At 60.5% G+C, this 17703-nt stretch carries 14 protein-coding genes; 6 read left to right on the forward strand and 8 right to left on the reverse strand.

Annotation, left to right across the window (positions count from 1 at the left end; all coding sequences use genetic code 11):
* Positions 1–39 precede the first annotated feature (39 nt).
* Both C2U40_RS10940 and C2U40_RS10945 read right to left on the reverse strand, forming a co-directional pair.
* Positions 40–795, reverse strand: coding sequence for a DUF429 domain-containing protein (locus tag C2U40_RS10940; RefSeq protein ID WP_101616071.1), 756 nt, complete (start codon positions 793–795; stop codon positions 40–42).
* A gap of 78 nt (positions 796–873) precedes the next feature.
* The gene (locus tag C2U40_RS10945; protein WP_103826814.1) at positions 874–1443 is read right to left on the reverse strand and encodes a VC2662 family protein; all 570 of its coding nucleotides are present in this window, start codon (positions 1441–1443) and stop codon (positions 874–876) included.
* A 318-nt stretch (positions 1444–1761) separates the two neighbouring features.
* Between C2U40_RS10945 and C2U40_RS10950 the strand changes: the two genes are divergently transcribed.
* The 4 genes from C2U40_RS10950 (at position 1762) to ybcJ (ending at position 4814) form a co-directional block, all read left to right on the forward strand.
* Positions 1762–2112 carry a phasin family protein gene (locus C2U40_RS10950; RefSeq protein ID WP_011706254.1) on the forward strand — a complete coding sequence of 117 codons (351 nt, stop codon included), beginning with the start codon at positions 1762–1764 and terminating at the stop codon, positions 2110–2112.
* A 93-nt stretch (positions 2113–2205) separates the two neighbouring features.
* A complete protein-coding gene (locus tag C2U40_RS10955) occupies positions 2206–3990 on the forward strand; it encodes a class I poly(R)-hydroxyalkanoic acid synthase (protein WP_103826813.1) in 1785 nt (594 codons plus the stop codon).
* Entirely contained in the window at positions 3987–4391 is a 405-nt protein-coding gene (locus C2U40_RS10960) for a MaoC family dehydratase (protein ID WP_039215240.1), read from the forward strand. Before C2U40_RS10955 ends, C2U40_RS10960 begins: the two co-directional genes overlap by 4 nt.
* A gap of 189 nt (positions 4392–4580) precedes the next feature.
* Complete coding sequence (gene ybcJ, locus C2U40_RS10965; protein ID WP_010674882.1) at positions 4581–4814, forward strand: ribosome-associated protein YbcJ; 234 nt, start codon at positions 4581–4583, stop codon at positions 4812–4814.
* A 38-nt stretch (positions 4815–4852) separates the two neighbouring features.
* Here ybcJ and C2U40_RS10970 read toward each other — a convergent pair whose 3' ends face one another.
* The 4 genes from C2U40_RS10970 to C2U40_RS10990 all read right to left on the reverse strand — a co-directional run bounded on the left by C2U40_RS10970 (position 4853) and on the right by C2U40_RS10990 (position 12032).
* Entirely contained in the window at positions 4853–5326 is a 474-nt protein-coding gene (locus C2U40_RS10970) for a DUF4442 domain-containing protein (protein WP_005300417.1), read from the reverse strand.
* Between the two features lie 165 nt (positions 5327–5491).
* Positions 5492–7243, reverse strand: coding sequence for an ABC transporter transmembrane domain-containing protein (locus C2U40_RS10975; RefSeq protein WP_043163808.1), 1752 nt, complete (start codon positions 7241–7243; stop codon positions 5492–5494).
* Between the two features lie 109 nt (positions 7244–7352).
* The gene (locus tag C2U40_RS10985; RefSeq protein ID WP_103826895.1) at positions 7353–9089 is read right to left on the reverse strand and encodes an ABC transporter transmembrane domain-containing protein; all 1737 of its coding nucleotides are present in this window, start codon (positions 9087–9089) and stop codon (positions 7353–7355) included.
* 141 nt (positions 9090–9230) lie between these two features.
* Positions 9231–12032, reverse strand: coding sequence for a hybrid sensor histidine kinase/response regulator (locus C2U40_RS10990; protein WP_103826811.1), 2802 nt, complete (start codon positions 12030–12032; stop codon positions 9231–9233).
* Positions 12033–12186: 154 nt separating this feature from the next.
* On the opposite strand from C2U40_RS10990, the gene trxC reads away from it, so the two are divergent.
* Positions 12187–12615, forward strand: coding sequence for a thioredoxin TrxC (trxC, locus tag C2U40_RS10995; protein WP_103826810.1), 429 nt, complete (start codon positions 12187–12189; stop codon positions 12613–12615).
* Positions 12616–12780: 165 nt separating this feature from the next.
* Complete coding sequence (locus C2U40_RS11000) at positions 12781–14169, forward strand: SLC13 family permease (protein ID WP_011706263.1); 1389 nt, start codon at positions 12781–12783, stop codon at positions 14167–14169.
* A 254-nt stretch (positions 14170–14423) separates the two neighbouring features.
* Here the strand turns inward: C2U40_RS11000 and C2U40_RS11005 are convergent, their stop codons facing one another.
* Positions 14424–16898 (reverse strand): glycogen/starch/alpha-glucan phosphorylase, encoded by a 2475-nt coding sequence (locus C2U40_RS11005; RefSeq protein WP_103826809.1) that lies wholly within the window; start codon positions 16896–16898, stop codon positions 14424–14426.
* Between the two features lie 385 nt (positions 16899–17283).
* On the reverse strand, positions 17284–17481 hold the full coding sequence (locus tag C2U40_RS11015; RefSeq protein ID WP_005300391.1) for a DUF4250 domain-containing protein: 198 nt from the start codon (positions 17479–17481) through the stop codon (positions 17284–17286).
* Between the last annotated feature and the right edge of the window lie 222 nt (positions 17482–17703).

Genomic DNA, 17703 nt, shown 5'->3' on the forward strand with positions numbered 1-17703 from the left:
CCAAAGGCTGGATCGGGCTGGTCGGCCCGATCCGGTTTATCAGGGGCGAGCAAAGTGGTAGACCCAACCCTCGTCCAAAGCCATCTCGGCAGGTGGCGCCACCAGTGCCGGCAACAGGGAAACGCTCCCCTTGGCGGCGTATTGCAGCGCCATCAGGGCGCAGATGGCAGCATCGTAGCGATCGGTGCCCGCCGTCACATCGGCCGGCAGATGCGCCAGCAGCTCGGCGCGCACCGCCGATGCCTTGCCCCCCACCTTGGCAAGAGCGGGATAGACCTCCAGCACGGCGCGATCGGCCTGCGGTTGCTGCTTGGGCACCAGCTGCAAGTCGGCCAATCGGGGCAGCATGGCGAGCGCCAGGGTCGCGTTGTTGCCGAGCCTGTCGAAGGTGGCCGAGAGCGGCTTCTTGCCATATTGCCGGTGCAGCCAGCGCTCGCAGTCCCGATAGGCATAAGGGTTGTCTATCTCGCGCTGGGGCACGGCGCACTCGGTCGCCCTCCCCGCCAGCAGCTCGCCCAAGGCGCGAGGAAACGCCAGCGGCGCGTCGATCCCGAGCGCCAACTGCGGGCAGGCCAGCACCTGCAGCAGGTGGATCTCGTCGTGCAGTGCCGGGCGCAGCAAGGCATCCAGATCCGGCGCAACTCGTGAGCTCAGTCGAAACAGGGGCGATACCCCAAACCAGTGCAGCCGCTGTTCACGCGCCTGCCACCCCACCACGGCCACCGCCTGGGCACTGCCCTGCCAGCCTCTTACGTCCCAGCCGATGCCGATGGCATCCATGTGTTCCATTGTCATGCCAGTGTCACCTCTGCACGCTATCAATGCAGCACAGGGTAATGGCTGGAGCCCCTAAAGCAAGGTTGGCGGCCTGGATTAAAAGGATTTCTTGAAATTGATCAGCGGCAAGATGGGGAAAACCCCGTTCTCGGCGTAGTTGGCGAGGCCAATCTGCAGACCATCCAGGTGCTTGGTGGCGTTGATGAAGCCCAGCTGGAAGGTGGTGCGCTCGGCATAGTTGACGAAGCCGACGTTGGCCAGGGCATTGCCCTTGGCGATGTTGACGGCACCCCAGTTGAGGCCCTGCACATTGTTGGTCAGGTTGACGAAGCCAAGGTTGACGCCCTTGTCCTGACCCTCGTGCCAGTTGACCGCGTTGATCGCCACCCCGCCAAACTGGTGGCGTACCCGGCCGGCGCCGAGGAAGATGCCAAGCTGCAGACCGGTGAATTGATCCACGTCGGAAAGGGCGAAAACAGGCAGATCGATCCCTTTCACCTGACCGGTACGACCATAGAGAACAGAGGCTCTGGCCCCCTCGACCTGATGAGACGCGGGCAGATTGACGCCGGGCAGGGAGAGCTGGACAGGGGTACTGGCGTGGGCAACGCCGCCAAGGGCCGCAGCCCCCAGGGCAAGCACAAGCAGCAGGCGAGCAGGTTTCATCGATGCATTCCTCAAGACTCAGGGAGTGGCGTCAGCCTACCAGCCCCGCGGCCTGGGAACGAGACCCGACGGACGTGGCTGCGTCACCCCTCGTCTGAATCGGGCCAGCCAAACTGGACAGACCAGAATCAATATTTCGCCAAAAATTAACATTTATATTATTTACATCAAGCCTCATTTGATAACACAATGCCTAAACGTGCGTTTGAACAGAGCAAACGACACGTGACGACTTAAGGATGTAGTCGAACGGATGTAACCGAAGAATGGGCCCATCGGCCTTTTGCAATACCTTTCTGCCAACCACGGAGACACGCGATGAATATGGACGTAATCAAGACCTTTACCGAGCAGATGCAAGGCTTTGCCGCCCCCCTCACCCGTTATAACCAGCTGCTGGCCAGCAACATCGAACAGCTGACCCGGCTGCAGCTGGCGTCCGCCAACGCCTATGCCGAGCTGGGACTGAACCAGCTGCAGGCCGCCGGCAAGGTGCAGGATGCCCAGAGCCTGGCAGCCCTCGGCACCGTCCAGCTGGAGACCGCCAGCCAGCTCTCCCGCCAGATGCTGGACGACATCCAGAAGCTCAACACCCTCGGCCAGCAGTTCAAGGACGACCTCGACGCCCTGGCTGCCGACGGCATCAAAAAGAGCACGGGCAAGGCCTGATATCCCCCTGGCTGCCCGCTGCGGGCAGCCACATCTCCCCATGCTCCGTCACGACAGGCTCGCCCTGCGCCGGGGATGGGTGAAGGAGAGAACATGAGCCAATCATCTTACGGCCCGCTGTTCGAGGCCCTGGCCCACTACAACGACAAGCTGCTGGACATGGCCAAGGCGCAGACCGAGCGCACGGCACAAGCCCTGCTGCAGACCAATCTCGACGACCTCGGCCAGGTGCTGGAACAGGGTAGCCAGCAGCCCTGGCAACTGATCAATGCCCAGATGAACTGGTGGCAGGATCAGCTCAAGCTGATGCAGCACACCCTGCTCAAAAGCGCAGGCCAGCAGAGCGAACCGCTCATCGCCCCCGAGCGCAGCGATCGCCGCTTCAAGGCCGAGGCCTGGAGCGAGCAGCCCATCTATGACTACCTCAAGCAATCCTATCTGCTGACAGCCAAGCACCTGCTGGCTTCGGTAGATGCCCTCGAGGGGGTGCCCCAGAAGAGCCGGGAGCGGCTGCGTTTCTTTACCCGCCAGTACATCAACGCCATGGCCCCCAGCAACTTTCTGGCCACCAACCCGGAGCTGCTCAAGCTGACCCTGGAGTCCGACGGTCAGAATCTGGTGCGCGGACTGGCGCTGCTGGCCGAAGATCTCGAGCGCAGCGCCGATCAGCTCAACATCCGGCTGACCGACGAGTCCGCCTTCGAGCTCGGCCGGGATCTGGCGCTGACGCCGGGCCGGGTGGTGCAGCGCACCGAGCTCTATGAGCTCATTCAGTACAGCCCGACCACGGAAACGGTGGCCAGGGCGCCGGTACTGATCGTGCCGCCCTTCATCAACAAGTACTACATCCTGGACATGCGGCCCCAGAACTCCCTGGTGGCCTGGCTGGTCGCCCAGGGCCAGACGGTGTTCATGATCTCCTGGCGCAACCCGGGTCCGGCCCAGGCCGACATCGACCTCGACGACTACGTGGTGGACGGCGTCATCGCCGCGCTGGATGGCGTGGAGGCGGCCACCGGCGAGCGGGAAGTGCACGGCATCGGCTACTGCATCGGCGGTACCGCCCTCTCCCTGGCCATGGGCTGGCTGGCTGCCAGGCGCCAGAAGCAGCGGGTTCGCTCCGCCACCCTGTTCACCACCCTGCTCGACTTCTCCCAACCAGGGGAACTTGGCATCTTCATCCACGAGCCCATCATTGCGGCGCTGGAAGCCCAGAACGAGGCCAAGGGCATCATGGACGGACGCCAGCTGGCGGTCTCCTTCAGCCTGCTGCGGGAAAACAGCCTCTACTGGAATTACTACATCGACAGCTACCTCAAGGGGCAGAGCCCGGTGGCGTTCGATCTGCTGCACTGGAACAGCGACAGCACCAATGTGGCGGGCAAGACCCACAGCAGCCTGCTGCGCCGGCTCTATCTGGAGAACCAGCTGGTGAAGGGGGAGCTCAAGATCCGCCACACCCGCATCGATCTCGGCAAGGTGAAGACACCGGTGCTGCTGGTCTCGGCCATGGACGATCACATCGCCCTCTGGCAAGGGACCTGGCAGGGCATGAAGCTGTTCGGTGGCGAGCAGCGCTTCATCCTGGCCGAATCGGGCCACATCGCCGGCATCGTCAATCCGCCGGACGCCAACAAGTACGGCTTCTGGCAGAACGACGCCGAGGCCGCCAGCCCCGAGGTGTGGCTTGCCGGCGCAAGTCACACCCCAGGCTCCTGGTGGCCGCAGATGGCAGCCTTCATCCAGAGCCGGGAAGAGGATCCCGCCCCTCTCCCCGCCCGCATCCCGAGCGAAGGGCTGGAAGCAGCCCCCGGCAGCTACGTCAAGGTACGGCTCAACCCGGTCTTTACCCAGACCCCCGAGGAGGTGCCCGCATGAGCACGCTTCCCTTCGAGGTGGGCCAGAAAGCCAGTCTGATCAAGCGGTTCGGGGCGGCAGAAGTCGAGGCGTTTGCCGGGTTGTCGGAGGATTTCAATCCGCTGCACCTGGATCCCGCCTTCGCCGCCACCACGCCGTTCGAGCGCCCCATCGTGCACGGCATGCTGCTGGCCAGTCTCTTCTCGGGGCTGCTGGGCCAGCAACTGCCGGGCAAGGGCACCGTCTACCTCGGTCAGAGCCTCGCCTTCAAGCAGCCGGTGTTTGTGGGAGATGAGGTGACGGCAGAGGTGGAGATCATCGCCCTGCGCAGTGACAAGCCCATCATCACCCTGGCCACCCGCATCTTGACGGCAACCGGCGCCATCGCCGTCAGCGGTGAAGCCGTGGTGAAGTTCGGCTGAAAAGGGTTTGCCCCATGATCTCAGTCAGCCCGGCAACAGCCGGGCTGACTGCTATGGTGTGCGCCCCAAAAATGGTCTTGCAGGCCACAATTGCCCGCAGAGAGGTGCCCTTGCCCTTTCCTTGACGACCCGAACTGCCTAGAATAACCGCCCTGCTGTTTCAGCCATTCATCCACTAGAGGATTTCCCATGGAGACGTTTCTGCTCGAAGGCCACCCCTTCGTTGCCTTGTGCGACCTTATCAAACATCAGGGTTGGGCCGATTGTGGCGGTGCGGCCAAGGCGCTGGTCGCCGAAGGGTTGGTAGAGGTGGACGGTCAGGTCGAGACCCGCAAACGCTGCAAGATCGTGGCCGAGCAAGTAGTCAACTTCAACGGCATGAAGGTCGTGGTGAAAGAGGGCGTCAGCCCGGAGATCCTCTGACCTCGCTTGAATAAGGGCGCCGACGCGCCCTTTGGTATTCAGCTGGCCTTGATCGACAGGGTCAGCACGAAGCGCGCCATCGCCTCATCCCCGTTCAGCGACGGACAGGTGGCCACCACCTGGATGGGGCGGTTGATGCGCTGACCGCTCGCCAGCGACTCGTCGATCATGGCGTCGATCTCCTCCCCGGCCGCGCAGTCAAACTGCACATCCCCTTCGGGCCGTTTCAGAAACTCCCCCTGCACATCCTTGAAGGCGAAGTGCACCTTCTTGCGCCGCTGCCGCCCCTTCTCCATCACCAGCAGACCGCCCACCAGATCGGCACCGGTCGCCAGCGCGCCGAAGTACATGCTGCCCAGGTGGTTGCGGGTGCGCCAACCGAGCGGGATGCGAATGCGCAGCGCCTTGGCACTCATCTCTTCGATGACGGGGGCACAAAATCCGATGACGGGGATATAGCGCCAGGCAAAGAGCCGCAGCGCCAGGTTGGCCTTCAAACGTTGCAAATCCATATGCGAACTGATCCGATGAGTTGATGTAAACAACATGTTGCCAGCATGGCTGGCGTTCGACAAGGATGCGGATCACGCTTGCTGTCATTTCCTCTCATCAAAAAAGAGGGAACCGCACCGGTTCCCTCTTTATTCCATCTTACTGGTTCACAGCAGATGCACTGGTCAGGCCCGCTTCTCTTCCAGCCAGGCGCCCTGGCTCTGCATCTCGAACAGCTGGGCATAATGGCCGCCCAGCGCCATCAGCTCGCCATGAGTACCCCGCTCGTTCACCTGACCGCGCGAGAGCAGTAAGATCTCGTCCGCGTCGACGATGGTCGAGAGACGGTGGGCGATGGCGATGGTGGTACGGCCGCGCCGCGCCGCCGCCAGCGCCGAAGAGAGGGCCAGCTCGGTCTGGGAGTCCACGCTGGCAGTCGCCTCGTCCAGAATGAGGATGCGCGGATCCCCCACCAGGGCACGGGCAAAGGAGAGCAGCTGGCGCTGGCCGGCGGAGAGGTTCTTGCCCCCCTCCTCCATCAGGGTGTTCAAACCCTCCGGCAGGCTCAGCACGAACTCGGCCAGCTGCACCTCGGTCAGCGCCTGCCACAGGCGCGCCTCGTCGATGCCGTCGCGGCCAAGCCGCAGGTTTTCCGCCAACGTCCCAACGAAGATAAAGGGATCCTGCTGTACCAGCCCGATGCTGCGGCGCACCGCCGAGAGCGACAGGCTCGCCATCGGATGATCATCGAAGCGGATGATGCCCTGATCCAGCGGGTAGAAGCCCATCAGCAGGCTGATGATGGTGGACTTGCCGCTGCCGGTATGACCCACCAGCGCCAGCATCTGGCCCGGTTTGGCGGTAAAGCTTACGTCGCGCAGCACCTGCTGCTCGCCATCGTAGGAGAAGCTCACCCGCTCGAAGCTCACCTGCCCCTTGAGCGGGCGCATCTCGCCCTCGGTACTCTCGCGGGTTTCATCGAGCAGAGCAAAGACCCGCTCCCCGGCTACCATGGCCTGCTGCAACTGGTTGAGCTGGTTGGTCATCTCGATGAGCGGCTCGATCATCCGCCCCAGATAGCTGATGAAGGCGTAGAGCACCCCCACCTGGATGGCGCCCTCCGCACTCAGCCCCTCGCGGGCAAACAGCGCCAACAGGCCGATCAGCACCATCATGTAGAAGAGGTCGATGAGCGGGCGCAGCAGGATGCCGTTGATCTTGAGGCTCTTGAGGCGCGCCGCCCAGTGCTGCTGGTTCACCTCGGCAAAGGCGTTGGCGAAATGGCGCTCCTGCACCATGGCCTGAATGACCGGCATCCCCTGCAGCGACTCGTTGAGGCGGCTGTTGATATCGGAGAGCAGGCTGCGGGTCGCCCGCACCACGGGCACGCTCAGTTTCTGATAAAGCCACATCACGCCGCCCACCGCCGGCAACAGACAGGCACACACCAGCATCAGCCGCAGATCCAGCAGCGCCATGGAGATGAGAATGCCGCACAGCAGCACCACCTTCTGCACCAACAGCCCAATCACCTGCACATAGAGGTTCATGATCGCCTCGGTGTCGTTGGTGATGCGGGAGATGAGCGAACCGGAGCGATGCTGGTCAAAGTAGCGGGCCGGCAGCCGGATGGCGGTGGCAAACACCTGCTCGCGCAGCCGCTGCACCACCGCCTGGGCGATGCGGTTGAAACGCAGGGACTGCAGGTAAAAACCGGCCGCAGACAATACCTGCAGGCCGAGATAGCCGGCGGCAATGGCCGCGATGGCGGGCCACACCAGCTGGCGCGGCGCCAGATAGTCGTCGATGAACAGCTTGATAAGCAAGGGACCGGCCACTTCGGCGCCGGTGGCCAGCAGCAGGCAGATCCCCGCCTGAATCAGCCAGTGCGGATAACGGGCGCAGTACCCGAGCAGTCGTTTGATGGTCGGGTTCACAGGCGCTCCTCCACGTCTTGTTTCAGCCGCTGATGATGAGGCCCCAGGCCGGCATACCAGCACTCGGGCTCAGCGTCACATCGAGTGAAAACGCTCTTGATGAGTGGGCTCACAGGCTCTCCTCCACGTCTTGCTCGAGACGCTGGTAACGCACCATATCCGCGTACCAACCGTTGTGGGCCATCAGGGCGCCGTGGCGACCCCGCTCACTGACGTGGCCCTCTTCCAGCACCAGGATCTCGTCGGCCTGCTCCACCGCCGTCATCCGGTGGCTGACCAGGATCAGGGTACGCTTGTGGGCCTTGAGGGCGTGCAGGATCTGCTGCTCAGTGTGGGCATCCACCGCCGAGAGGGCATCGTCGAGCACCAGGATGGGTGCCTCCAGCAGCAGGGCTCGGGCGATGGCGAGCCGCTGTTTCTGACCGCCGGAGAGGGTCACCCCCTTCTCCCCCACTTCGGTCTCATAGCCTTTGGGGAAACGGCTGATGTCGTCGTGCACGCAGGCGATGCGCGCCACCCGCTCAATCTCCTCCCGGCTGGCATCGGGGCGGCCGAGGGCGATGTTGGCGGCAATGGTGGTGGAGAAGAGAAACGGCTCCTGCGGCACATAGGCAAACTGACCGCGCAGCTCACCCAGCGCCAGTTGCGAGATGGGCACCTCCCCCATGCGGATCTCCCCCGCGGTGGGGTTGGCCAGTCGCATCAACAGCTTGAGCAGGGAACTCTTGCCCGCGCCGGTGCGCCCGACGACTCCGAGCATGCCGCCGGCTTGCAGCGTGAAATCCACATTGCGCAGCAGGGTGCGCTGCTCGAGCTGGTAGCTGAGCGCCACGGCGCGCAGCGGAAAGGCCGAGGTCAGCGCCACCGGCTGGGCCGGCTCTTCGATGTCGCTGCGCTCGGCCAGCAGGCTTTCGATCCGTGAATAGGCAGCGCTGCCGCGCTCGATGATGTTGAACAACCAGGCGATGGCGAACATGGGCCAGATCAGCTGGCCGAGGTACATGGTGAAGCTGGTGAGCTCCCCCAGGGTCAGCTCGCCCTGCAGCACCAGGGCGCTGCCGCCGGCTACCGCCAGAAAGTAGGAGCAGCCGATGCAGAGGTAGATGACGGGATCGAACTTGGCATCGATGCGGGCCACCGCCATGTTGCAGGCGCCCGCCTCCCGGGTCAGCTCGGCAAAGCCGCGATCTTCAAGCGACTCCACCGCATAGGACTTGAGCACCCGCACGCCGGAGAGCGCTTCCTGGGTCTTGTTGTTGAGCCGGGAGAAGGCACCCTGCGCCGCCTTGAACTCCTTGTAGATCTGGGTGCCGAAGCGGTTCATGAAGAACGCCATCACCGGCAACGGCAACAGGGAGAGCAGGGTCAGCTGCCATGAGTACTGGCTGCACATGATGGAGAGCACCAGCACCCCGACGATGATGGAATCCACCAGGGTCAGCACCCCTTCCCCGGCGGTCATCTCCACCGCCTGGATGTCGTTGGTGGCGTGGGCCATCAGATCGCCGGTACGGTGGCGCTGGTAGAAGTCCGGGCTCATGCAGGTGAAGTGGCTGAACAGCCGGTTACGCAGCACATAGGCTAGCCGGTATGAGGCGCCAAACAGCATGACTCGCCACACGTAGCGCAGCAGATAGATCAGCAGACCGAGACCAAACAGCCCAGCCAGATAGCCCGTCAGGGTTGCACTATCAAGGGACCCTTTGGCGATGCCATCCACCACCCAGCCCACCACCTTGGGCGGGATCACGGTCAACAGGGCCACCATCATCAACAGGGAGATGGCGATCAGGTAACGCCGCCACTGCTCCTTGAAGAACCAGCCCAGCCTTGCAAATACGCTCACGTAGATATCCTTTGTCGCGACCGGCCCAGGGCCGGCGTCCATCACGGGGAAACTCAATGCAATCGCCCCCGGCTGGGGGCGATACGAGGGGGTCATGATAGCCTGAAGCAAGCGGCTTGAGAATTATTGCTATTTCACCTGTTACAACAAGCGATCATCACGCTGTCCGAAGCCTGCGTACGGTGTTTCATGCTGCTCCCCGGTGAGCAGGAAGTGGGACACCTCCTCCCGGGTCAGGCTGAACACCTGTTGCAGCTGCTCCAGATCCTGCTCGGTCAGCTCCTCCTGCTGGCGCAACCGCCACTCCAGCTCACCGGCCATGATCTGCAGACGGGAGGCGGAAATATTGGCGGAGACCCCCTTGAGGGTATGCAGCAACCGGCAGGCGATATCGGGCTGCTGACGACGCAGGGCGGAGCGGATCTCCCACAGGTCGTCCTTGTGCTCCGACATGAACAGCTTGAACAGGATCTGCAGCGCCTCCTTGTCCTGCTCCAGCCGCCTGAGGGCATCCTCCAGATCCAGCACCCCCATCAGGTCGGGCGGTTTCACCTCGAGCGGCACCCGCCGCTCGCCGCTGGCGCTCTTCACCCACTGCAGCAAGTTGTTGTAGAGATCAAGCTTGCTGACCGGCTTGGTGACATAGCCGTTCATGCCGACCCCGAGGCAACGTTCCCTGTCCCCCGGCATGGCACTTGCGGTCAGGGCGATGATGGGTACATCGTGCTTGTCGACCATCTTGCGGATCTGGCGGGTGGCATCCAGCCCGTCCAGCACCGGCATCTGCAAGTCCATCAGGATCACGTCGAAGGGTTGCTCGGCCACCCGCTCGACCGCCTCCCGGCCGTTGCCCACCACGGTCACCAGAGCATCGACCCGGCGCAGGTATTCGATGATGAGCTGCTGGTTGACCCGGTTGTCCTCGGCCAGCAGTACCCGGATGCCTTGCAGCAGCTCGCGAAAATGCTGCTGATCCCCCTGCGCCTCGGCCTGGCGGAACTGCTGATCGTGGGAGCTGCCGTTGAGCAGTTCATCCACCTTGGCCAGCAGGGCATTTTCGGTCATCGGCTTGGGCAGGAAGTGGGTCAATCCCATGCTCTCCATCCGCCCATGCAGTCCCTCCTTGGCCCAGGCACTGGTCATCAGGATCGGCAGACGGCGCCACTGGCTGTGTTGATACATCTCGAGCGCCAGATCCAGCCCGTCTTCCTGCCCCATGCGCCAGTCCAGAATGGCCAGCCGGATATTCTGCCCCTCTTCCCGCAGCACCTGGCGGGCCCGGGAGAGGCTGTTGACCGCCATCACCCTGGCTCCGGCCCGGCCCAGGATATCCTTGGCCAGATCCAGCACCAGCTCGTTGTCATCCATCACCAGCACCAGCGGCTGATGTTCGAAGAAGACCCGCCGCCCGGAGACACCGTAGACAGCCTTGGTCATGGGGATCTCGAACTGGAAGACCGAGCCCGTTCCCGGCTTGCTCTGTACCGTGATCCTGCCCCCCATCAGTTCGACCAGGCGCTGGGATATGTTGAGACCCAGACCGGAGCCGCCGTATTTGCGGGTATTGCCTGCCTCCAGCTGGGTGAAGGGCTGGAACAGCTGGGCCTGTTTCTCCTCGGCGATACCGATGCCGGTGTCACGCACGCTGAAACGCACCTGCATGGGATGCTGGTTGACAAGGGTGATGGCCACTTCCACCTCGCCCCGCTCGGTAAACTTGATGGCGTTGTTGACCAGATTGACCAGCACCTGGCCGAGGCGCAGCGGATCACCGCGCAGAAAATCCGGCACGGCTGGCGACTTGTTGATAATGACCTCGACCTGCTTGCGCTCGGCCAGGTCGGCAAACATGCCAGCCAGCGAGTCGATCTGCTCGCTCAGATCGAAGTCGATCTCCTCCAGGGTCAGCTTGCCGGACTCCACCTTGGTCAGATCCAGAATGTCGTTGATGAGCAGCAGCAGGGTATCCGATGAGGATTTGATCTTGCTGAGATAATCCCGCTGCTGCTGATCCAGCTCGGTCTGCAATGCCAGCGAGCTGAACCCGATGATGGCGTTCATGGGGGTGCGGATCTCGTGGCTCATGTTGGCCAGAAAGTCGCTCTTGGCCTGTGCCAGCAAGCCGGTCTGGCGCGACAGCTCGCTCAGCTTCTGGTTGCGCCGCCACAGGGTCACCGCCACCAGCCCGAAACAGAGCATGGCCCCCCCCAATACCATCAGATAGAAGCGGCTCTTGAGGGAGGAGGCCTGCTCCATCTTGCTCTGCTTCCAGAGTGACAGCCCCTCCAGTTCGTGCATGTCGATCACCTGGTTGCGCAGCACGTGGTACTCCACCACCTGATGGCTGACATCCTCGCTCAGCTGGGCCAGCCCCGCCACTTCGGGATTGCCGGGATAGGCCGTCTTGAGGCGGCGCTGCAGGGCCTGCAGCCGCAGCTGCTCTCCCTTGTCCCAGCTGCGCTTGAGGTAGTGACTGAGCTGGGCCAGCTCGGTCAGGTCGATGGCCAGCTGAGAGTCTGCCGGCAAGGTGGCCAGCAAGCCGTTGAGCTGCTTTTGAAAAGGCTGCTCTATGTACTCGATCGCCATCTCCATGGAATAAAGCTTGGCCAAGTCGAGCAAATAGCTGTCGATGTCGTGCAACAGGGATTGGGAGTGGGGATTGTCGGCAGAGTCGGGATCGTTGCGCACCTGGCGCACGAAGCTGTCGAGGTTGCTCGACAACTGGTTGAGACGTTGCTGTACGTTGCCGTCGTTGGCCTTCTCGCGGCCAAGCAGATAGACGGTGTCGGTATTGACCCGGTTGAGGATCAACTCTGCGGCAACGCTGAGCTCGGAGGCCTTCTGCTGCTGGCTGAGCAGCTGCCAGCAATAGCCGGAAAACCCCAGCAGCGATACGATGATCAGGCTAAGCACAACACGATTGACCCGTGTCACATTATTCATCCCGTCTCGATTCTCATGTCATGGCCACGCATCCACCGACATCATGTCGACACAGGATAACTGGCTGTGAAAGATAACTGACTACTATGTTACCGTTACTCTGCCCTGTCAGTGCAATAAGATGTTGCAGGGCTTATGCATACAGGAATCAATTATGTCATTTATCACTACCTATTGTAGCCATTGCTTCACCAGGAACCGCCTGCCTGAAGAAAAAGTGGATTCAAACGCGAAATGCGGCCGCTGCAAGAGCGGGCTGTTCGTTACCACCCCGGTCAACGGCCAGGAGCAGCAGTTCGATACCCTGATCCAGTCGGATATCCCGGTCGTGGTCGACTTCTGGGCCAGCTGGTGCGGGCCATGCCTTCAATTTTCACCTGTTTTTCAACAAGTTGCTAGTGAACTTGAGCCAAGACTCCGCTTTGTCAAGGTCGATACCGAGCAACAAGCCGCCATTGCGGCCCGTTACGCCATTCGCAGCATTCCCACCCTGATGGTCTTCAAGCAGGGCAAGATGGTGGCACAACGCAGTGGCTCCCTTCCTCCCAGTCTGTTCAAGGAGTGGTTGCACAGCTTCATCTAGGCCACAAATGATACCAATATGTTTAATTTGTGTTTATTTAATGTTTTCATTTGCCTTGACTCTGTGAGTCCCGGCATGCTTTGACCAGTTCCCCCTGTTTCAAACGGGGGGATGAATGTAATCTCGGCAACACAACAACAACCATAAATTAACCGAGAGAACAATATGCACACATCTGCAGTACCCTCCACTACCCCATCACGCTGGCTGGACATCAAATCCGGGATCGTCATCCTGGATGTGTTGCTGCTCTGTGCCATGCTGGCCTGGCTACCCTTTGACCCCAACGTCAACAAGGGGCTGGGGATCCTGGTCTTCATCGCCATCCTCTGGCTGACTGAAGCAGTCAACATCACCATCACGGCCCTCTCCATCCCGGTACTTGCCACCCTGCTCGGGGTCTTTGACATGAGCAAGTCGCTGACGGATTTTGCCAACCCGGTGCTGTTTCTGTTCTTTGGCGGCTTTGCACTGGCCGCCGCACTCTCCAAACAGGGGCTGGATACCCAGATCGCCGCCAAGGTGATGCAGCTTGCCAGAGGCCACCTCGGCTGGGCCGCCATCGTGCTCTTCACCATCACGGCCGCCCTCTCCATGTGGATCAGCAACACCGCCACCGCCGCCATGATGATGCCGCTGGCCCTCGGCATGCTGAAAGGTCTCGATGCCCACAAGGAGCGCCGTACCCTGGTCTTCGTCCTGCTGGGGGTCGCCTACAGCGCCAGCATCGGCGGCATCGGCACCCTGGTCGGCAGCCCGCCCAACGCCATCGCCGCCGCCCAGATGGGGCTGGGTTTCACCGACTGGATGAAGTTCGGCATCCCGGTGGTACTCATCTTCATGCCAGTGGGCATCGGCCTGCTTTATATGGTGACTCGTCCCAACCTCTCCCATCAGGTCAGCACCGAGCAGGTCACCATCCAGTGGACCGGTCAACGCAAGATCACCCTGCTCATCTTCCTGACCACAGTACTGCTGTGGATCGGCTCCCAGCCCATTGCCAAGGCACTGGGAGGCATTCCCCAGTTCGATACCCTGATCGCCATGGGCGCCATTGTGGCCATTGCCATCAGCCGGGTGGCCAGTTGGGATGACATCAACCAGAACACCGACTGGGGCGTGCTGATGCTGTTTGGTGGTGGCCTTACCTTAAGCGCCATCCTGAAGCAAACCGGGGCCAACGCCTTCCTGGCGGAGCATCTCTCCAACGGTCTGGCCACCATGCCGATCTTCATCATCCTGCTCTGTCTGGCCGCGTTCGTGGTGTTCCTGACCGAGCTGGTCTCCAACACCGCCACTGCCGCCCTGCTGGTGCCGCTGTTTGCCGGAGTAGCCCAGGCGCTGGGTGTATCGCCCATCGTCGTCTCCGTACTGATCGCCGTCGGTGCCTCCTGCGCCTTCATGCTGCCGGTGGCCACCCCGCCCAACGCCATCGTGTTCGCCAGCGGTCATATCAAACAGCGTGAGATGATGCGGGCCGGCCTGGTGCTGAACCTGGTGTTCACCGTCATTCTGACCCTGCTCGCCTACTTCATGGGTGACATACTGCACTGATATTCCGAGTACCAAGAGGCCCCTGACGGGGCCTTTTTATTGCCTCTTCTGCATGCAGTCTCGGCCAAACTTCACCCCTTCTCACCCAGTCACCACCTGTGACAGTCCCCTTCTCGACTAAAAGAGCCGTATTGTAAAGGTTCTGGTTTGACGCTTCCCCTTGCGCTCCCTTTTCCTCAATCCCCCATCACCAACACCGACCACCCAAAATAAAAAACCCCCGCATGGCGGGGGTTTGCTGGTTTACCGTCTGGTTAACCGATGCTGCAAGGTTTCAGTTGCCAGATGCGATCCACATAGTCCTGGATGGAGCGATCGGAGTTGAACTTGCCCATGGTGGCCGAGTTGATGATGGCCTTCTTCGCCCACAGGGCCGGATCCCGATACCAGGTATCGATCAGCTTGTGAGCTTCCGAGTAGGAGGCGAAATCGGCCAGGGTCAGGTAGGGATCCCCCCCTTCCAGCAAGGAACGCTTGATGGAGGAGAGCTCGCCCGGACGACCCGGCGTGAAGTAGTCGGTATCAAACCAGTCCAGCACGGCCTTGAGCTCGGAGTTGGCATAGTAGAAGTCGTACGGGTTGTAGCCGCGCCCTTTCAATGCCTTCACCTCGTCTACGTTCAGACCGAAGATGGCGCAGTTCTCGGCTCCCGCCTCTTCGGCGATCTCGATGTTGGCGCCGTCCAGCGTACCGATGGTGATGGCACCGTTGAGCGCCATCTTCATGTTGCCGGTACCGGAGGCCTCATAGCCGGCGGTGGAGATCTGCTCGGACACATCAGCCGCCGGGATCAGCTTCTCGGCCAGGCTCACGCGGTAGTTCGGCATGAACACCACTTTCAGCTTGCCTTGGATGCGAGCATCGTTGTTGACCCGCTCCGCCAGCTTGTTGATGGCGTAGATGATGTCTTTGGCCAGCTTGTAACCGGGCGCTGCCTTGGAGCCGAAGATGAACACCCGCGGGTGCATGTCATAGTCGGGGTTGGCCAGCAGGCGACGGTAGAGCGCCATGATATGGATAAGGTTCAGCTGTTGACGCTTGTACTCGTGCAGACGCTTGATCTGGACGTCGAAGATCGCCTCCGAGCTCACCTCGATGCCGGTTTCGGCCTTGATCACCTTGACCAGCTTCTCCTTGTTGTGGCGCTTGATGGTCATGAACTGCTGCTGGAATGCCTTGTCGTCGGCAAACTTGACCACGCTGCGCAGCTTGTCAAGCTGCAGCGGCCACTCTTTGCCCACCACCTCGTTGTACAGCTCGGCCAGTTCCGGGTTGCAGGCCAGCAGCCAGCGACGCGGGGTCACCCCGTTGGTGACGTTGCACATCTTCTCTGGCCACAGCTCGGCATACTCGGGGAACAGGTCTTCCTTCACCAGCTTGGAGTGGATCTCGGCCACACCGTTGACCTTGGAAGAGCCGATGACACACAGGTTGCCCATGCGCACCTTGCGCACATCACCCTCTTCGATGATGGAGAGCTTGGCCTTGATGGCATCGTTACCCGGCCACTTGGGCTCCACCAGCTCGCTCAGGAAGCGGGCGTTGATCTCGTAGATCACCTCAAGATGACGGGGCAGCACCTTCTCGAACAGACTGACCGACCACTTCTCCAGCGCTTCCGGCAGCAAGGTATGGTTGGTGTAGGAGAAGACCTGATAGCTGATGGCCCAGGCCGCGTCCCAGGTCAGCCCCTCTTCGTCCACCAGCACCCGCATCAGTTCCGGGATAGCCACGGTGGGGTGAGTATCGTTGAGCTGGATGGCAATCTGGGCGGCAAAGTTGCTGAAATCGGCGCCATGCACCCGCTTGTAGCGACGCATGATGTCCTTGATGGAGCAGGCACAGAAGAAGTACTGCTGGATCAGGCGCAGCTCTTTGCCCGCATCGGTTTCATCGTTCGGATAGAGCACCTTGGAGATGGTCTCGGCCTGAGCTTTCTCCGCCTGGGAATCGATATAACCACCGGCGTTGAACACGTCCCAGTCAAAGAACTCGGAGGCGCGGGATTCCCACAGGCGCAGGATGTTGACGGTATGACCGCCAAAACCGACCACCGGGATATCCCAAGGCACCCCTTTGATCTTGCGGCCGGCGTGCCACACCTTCTTCAGGCCACCGTTGTCGCCAAAGACGGTCTCGACATAGCCATAGAGCGGGATCTCCTGCACGGATTCCGGGCGGCAGATCTCCCAGGGGTTGCCATATTCACGCCAGGAGTCGGGGCGCTCAATCTGGCGACCATCCTGAATTTCCTGACGGAACAAGCCGTGCTCGTAGTGGATACCATAACCGACCGCCGGATAGTTCAGGGTCGCCAGGGAATCGATGAAGCAGGCGGCCAGACGGCCCAGGCCACCGTTACCGAGCGCCATGTCGGGCTCTTGTTCACACAGATCGGTCAGTTCCAGACCGAGTTCACCCAGCGCCTCTTCGCAAACTTTGTATAGAGAGAGGTTGTGCAGGTTGTTGGAGGTCAGACGCCCCATCAGGAATTCAGCAGAGAGATAGTGAATCGCACGAGTATCTTTCTTGAAGTGAGTCTGCTGAGTGCGGGTCAGGCGCTCGTACACCTGTTCGTTGACGGCGGCTGCGGTCGCTTTCCACCACGCTTCTGGCGAGGCTTTCTGTTCGCTTGTACCCAAGGTAGAACGCAGGTGACGCACGATACTCGCCTTGAGCTGATCTTTATCCAGTTGGAGATCCTGGTCTGTCTTCTTCTTGGTAGCCATAAACCATTTCCTTCGTTACAGAATAATAAATTGTTATCCCATCAGGGACCGGCGCTGTTGTTATCTCAGAATATGTTCCGGCGTGGGCATACTAGCTAAAGCCGCTGGTTTAAAAGTTAACGCAAGTCACACTTTAACGCATAAAAATGACAGTTCAAGCTTGAAAACCCTTTCCTGAAACCTGCCATTATGAATCTTTAATTTCATTAAAAATCATAAAGTTAATATCTTCATAAAAATATAAATACGTGAATAGGTTTTCAATGATTGCCAAGTGCTGAAAATCCTTGAAAATAACTGAAAATTCAGCGCACATTGAAAACGATTTCAATATGCGCTGTTCATGAAAAGCAAAGACCAAGACTGTTCGGTTGATTTCTGCGGGTCAACCATGGGCCTTGAACTGGTTGCTCATGGGGTCATAGTGATAGCCTATCTGCAATAAGCGGGTAGCCAGCTGATCTTCCGTCATGTCGTAGTAGGCCAACAACTCTTCCAGCCCGTCACACTCCAGCCGCAGCTTCTCATTGATGATCCCGAGCAGGATATTGGCATCCAGTCGTTGCAAGGTGCTGACGTCCATCTCATCTCTCCTCTGTGCAAGACATACTGTATAACCATGGGCGTCCCCTCCTGCTTTGTCCATAGGCTAAAAAACACTCACCGCCAACACCAAATAAATAACCTTTATAATCAATGCTATATACTCACCCACTGCCAATTCGATCACATTTTAGAGCACAAATGGCTTGTCACTGGCACCAACAGCAACTACTGTATGCGCATACAGCATGGTTATTCATAC

Source organism: Aeromonas sp. ASNIH4 (assembly GCF_002934425.1).
GTDB classification, from domain to species: domain Bacteria; phylum Pseudomonadota; class Gammaproteobacteria; order Enterobacterales; family Aeromonadaceae; genus Aeromonas; species Aeromonas hydrophila.

Excerpts from the sequence above, each read along its gene's own strand:
- trxC (WP_103826810.1), top strand. The coding sequence starts at position 12,187 with ATGTCATTTATCACTACCTATTGTAGCCATTGCTTCACCAGGAACCGC.
- C2U40_RS11015 (WP_005300391.1), bottom strand. The coding sequence starts at position 17,481 with ATGGACGTCAGCACCTTGCAACGACTGGATGCCAATATCCTGCTCGGG.
- C2U40_RS10970 (WP_005300417.1), bottom strand. The coding sequence starts at position 5,326 with ATGGATTTGCAACGTTTGAAGGCCAACCTGGCGCTGCGGCTCTTTGCC.
- C2U40_RS10945 (WP_103826814.1), bottom strand. The coding sequence starts at position 1,443 with ATGAAACCTGCTCGCCTGCTGCTTGTGCTTGCCCTGGGGGCTGCGGCC.
- C2U40_RS11000 (WP_011706263.1), top strand. The coding sequence starts at position 12,781 with ATGCACACATCTGCAGTACCCTCCACTACCCCATCACGCTGGCTGGAC.
- C2U40_RS10950 (WP_011706254.1), top strand. The coding sequence starts at position 1,762 with ATGAATATGGACGTAATCAAGACCTTTACCGAGCAGATGCAAGGCTTT.
- C2U40_RS10955 (WP_103826813.1), top strand. The coding sequence starts at position 2,206 with ATGAGCCAATCATCTTACGGCCCGCTGTTCGAGGCCCTGGCCCACTAC.
- ybcJ (WP_010674882.1), top strand. The coding sequence starts at position 4,581 with ATGGAGACGTTTCTGCTCGAAGGCCACCCCTTCGTTGCCTTGTGCGAC.
- C2U40_RS10990 (WP_103826811.1), bottom strand. The coding sequence starts at position 12,032 with ATGAATAATGTGACACGGGTCAATCGTGTTGTGCTTAGCCTGATCATC.
- C2U40_RS10940 (WP_101616071.1), bottom strand. The coding sequence starts at position 795 with ATGACAATGGAACACATGGATGCCATCGGCATCGGCTGGGACGTAAGA.
- C2U40_RS11005 (WP_103826809.1), bottom strand. The coding sequence starts at position 16,898 with ATGGCTACCAAGAAGAAGACAGACCAGGATCTCCAACTGGATAAAGAT.
- C2U40_RS10960 (WP_039215240.1), top strand. The coding sequence starts at position 3,987 with ATGAGCACGCTTCCCTTCGAGGTGGGCCAGAAAGCCAGTCTGATCAAG.